The sequence below is a fragment of the Agrobacterium sp. 22-226-1 genome (genome assembly GCF_053522345.1).
This window is the reverse complement of the sequence record NZ_JBNWCP010000045.1, coordinates 1-2,498: the sequence shown is the minus strand read 5'-3', so window position 1 is coordinate 2,498 and position 2,498 is coordinate 1. Positions and strand designations below refer to the sequence as shown.

Annotated in this window: 3 protein-coding genes; all 3 read left to right on the top strand. The window is 60.2% G+C overall.

Features of this window, described 5'->3' with window-relative positions:
* Positions 1 to 121 precede the first annotated feature (121 nt).
* The 3 genes from ACQZ5K_RS26920 (at position 122) to tnpC (ending at position 2,476) form a co-directional block, all read left to right on the top strand.
* Positions 122 to 469: a transposase gene (locus ACQZ5K_RS26920; RefSeq protein ID WP_157951695.1), complete on the top strand. Its 348-nt coding sequence runs from the start codon at positions 122 to 124 to the stop codon at positions 467 to 469.
* Positions 466 to 810 (top strand): IS66 family insertion sequence element accessory protein TnpB, encoded by a 345-nt coding sequence (tnpB, locus tag ACQZ5K_RS26915; protein ID WP_448742071.1) that lies wholly within the window; start codon positions 466 to 468, stop codon positions 808 to 810. Before ACQZ5K_RS26920 ends, tnpB begins: the two co-directional genes overlap by 4 nt.
* 73 nt (positions 811 to 883) lie before the next feature.
* The gene (gene tnpC / locus ACQZ5K_RS26910) at positions 884 to 2,476 is read left to right on the top strand and encodes an IS66 family transposase (protein WP_448742070.1); all 1,593 of its coding nucleotides are present in this window, start codon (positions 884 to 886) and stop codon (positions 2,474 to 2,476) included.
* Positions 2,477 to 2,498: the final 22 nt, after the last annotated feature.

Below are 2,498 nucleotides of genomic sequence, written 5' to 3'. Positions count from 1 at the left end.
CGTAAGCGGCAAGGAGACCCCATCTGGCGCGGCTGATGCTGAGTAGGGTATTGGGGGCATACGAGTTCTCTGAATGTGAGGATCTATGTCTAGACCTGCGGCTAGCCTTGGGTTGATGCGAATGATCGAGGCGGTGCCCGATCGCCTTGACGGGTCGCCGCGACAGTTGCGGCGGTTCTGGTCCGACGAATTCAAGGCCACAGCGGTTGAGCAGGCCTGTCAGCCCGGTGTGAACATGTCGGCAGTGGCGCGGCAGATCGGTATCTTGCCGTCTCAACTCTACCGCTGGCGTAGAGAACTGTTGGGCAGTGATGAGTCTGGACTAGCAGCACCAGTTGATCCGCAGAGCGTCGCACCTGACCCCGACCCCGTCGTCGAAATCGACATTGACGGTATCGTCGTGCGGGTTGGCCGGCATGTTGAAGAAGCGCATCTGCAGCGTGTCATCCGAGCGGTTCGCTCAGCATGATCCCCGCAGGTGTAAAGGTCTTCCTGGCCAGCCATCCCATCGACTTCCGCAAAGGGCCGGACAGCCTGCTGTCGCTGGTGCGGGATGCTGGCAGTGATCCGTTCAACGGCTCGCTTTATGTCTTCCGGGCCAAACGGGCCGACCGGATCAAGATCGTCTGGTGGGATGGATCCGGGGTTTGCCTTTACGCCAAGCGGCTGGAGAAGGCGCAGTTTTGCTGGCCGCGGATAGGCCACAACCGAGTCCAGCTCAACCATGCCCAGCTCATGGCGCTCGTTGACGGCATGGACTGGAAACGGGTGCGCTCGGTGGCGGCGAAGCCGCCGGAGATTGTTGGGTAAATGCCTGCGGCAAAGTGAATCAACCGCCTGAAAGGGCAGGAAAACCGGAGCAAAATATGCTCTGGTAGACGTCATGACGCCGCCCGATCTGCAGCTCCCGGATGATATAGAGACCCTGAAAGCCATGGTCCTTGCCATGGCCGAGAAGGCAGCGCGCACCGATGCTCTTGAGAGCGAGGTCGCAGACCTGAAAGCCAGAAACGCCGATGCTGATGAACGCATCGAACGACTGACCCAGATCCTGAAAGCCTTTGATCGTGCCCGCTTTGGCCGGCGATCGGAAAAACTCGGCTCTCCAGGCATCGATGATGAGCAGCAGGCCTTTGTCTTCGAGGAAATCGAGACCGGCATCGCGGCGATCCGAGCCCAGGTCAACAAGGGCGCAACCCATCCCGACAGCAAACGTCCGCCGCGGCCGCGCAAAGGCTTCGCACCGCATCTGGAACGGGTCGAAGTGGTGATCGAGCCGGATGAACTGCCCGAACACGTCGGCAAACAGAAGGTGCTGATCGGAGAAGACGTCTCGGAGCGACTTGACGTCGTGCCGGCGAAGTTCCGCGTCATCGTCACACGCCGACCGAAGTATGCCTTCAAAAATGAAAACGGCGTCATTCAGGCCGCCGCACCCGCGCACATTATCGAGGCGGGCATTCCGACGGAAGCGCTTCTCGCCCAGATCGCCGTCTCGAAGTATGCCGATGGCCTTCCGCTCTATCGGCAGGAGGCAATCTATGCCCGCGACAAGGTCGAGCTTGACCGGAAGCTGATGGCTCAATGGATGGGTAAGCTCGGCTTTGAACTTGATATCCTGGCTGACTACATCCTCGCCGAAATCAAGAAGGCTGAGCGTATCTTCGCTGACGAGACAACGTTGCCCACACTCGCGCCCGGATCCGGATCGGCCAGGACGGCCTGGCTTTGGGCCTATGCCCGCGATGACAGACCCTTCGGTGGCAGTAGCCCGCCGATGGTTGCCTATCGCTTCGAAGATAGCCGTGCTGGCGATCGGGTCGCCCGGCATCTGAGTGGCTATCGCGGTATTCTGCAGGTTGACGGACATGGTGCCTATAACAAGCTTGCCAGATCTGACGGAGGCAATGACGGCGTGATGCTGGCCTACTGCTGGTCCCATAGCAGGCGCAAGTTCTACGAACTCCACGCCTCAGACAGCTCCAGGATCGCCACCGAGACGGTGGAACTGATGGCGAAGCTCTGGCAGGTGGAAGAAACAGCCCGCGGGCAAAGCCCTGACGCCCGTGTCGCCGCGCGCCAGGCGACATCTGCGGCGGTTGTCACGGAGCTCTTCGCCCTCTGGCAGAAGATCCTACCGCGGATCTCTGGCAAGTCGAAGCTGGCCGAGGCGATCCGCTATGCCACCTCGCGTCGCTCCATCTTCGAGCGCTTTCTCACCGACGGCCGCATCGAGCTCGACAACAACATAGTCGAGCGTGCAATCCGGCCCCAGACAATTACCAGAAAGAATAGCCTCTTCGCCGGCAGCGATGGCGGTGGAAGGACCTGGGCAACAATCGCCACGCTCCTTCAAACAGCGAAAATGAACAATGTCGATCCGCAGGCCTGGCTCACCCAGACACTCGAGCGCATAGCCAATGGTTGGCCCAGCAGCGATCTCGATGCACTCATGCCCTGGAATTACACGCGCTGAACGGTCTCAGCTTGCCGCTTAC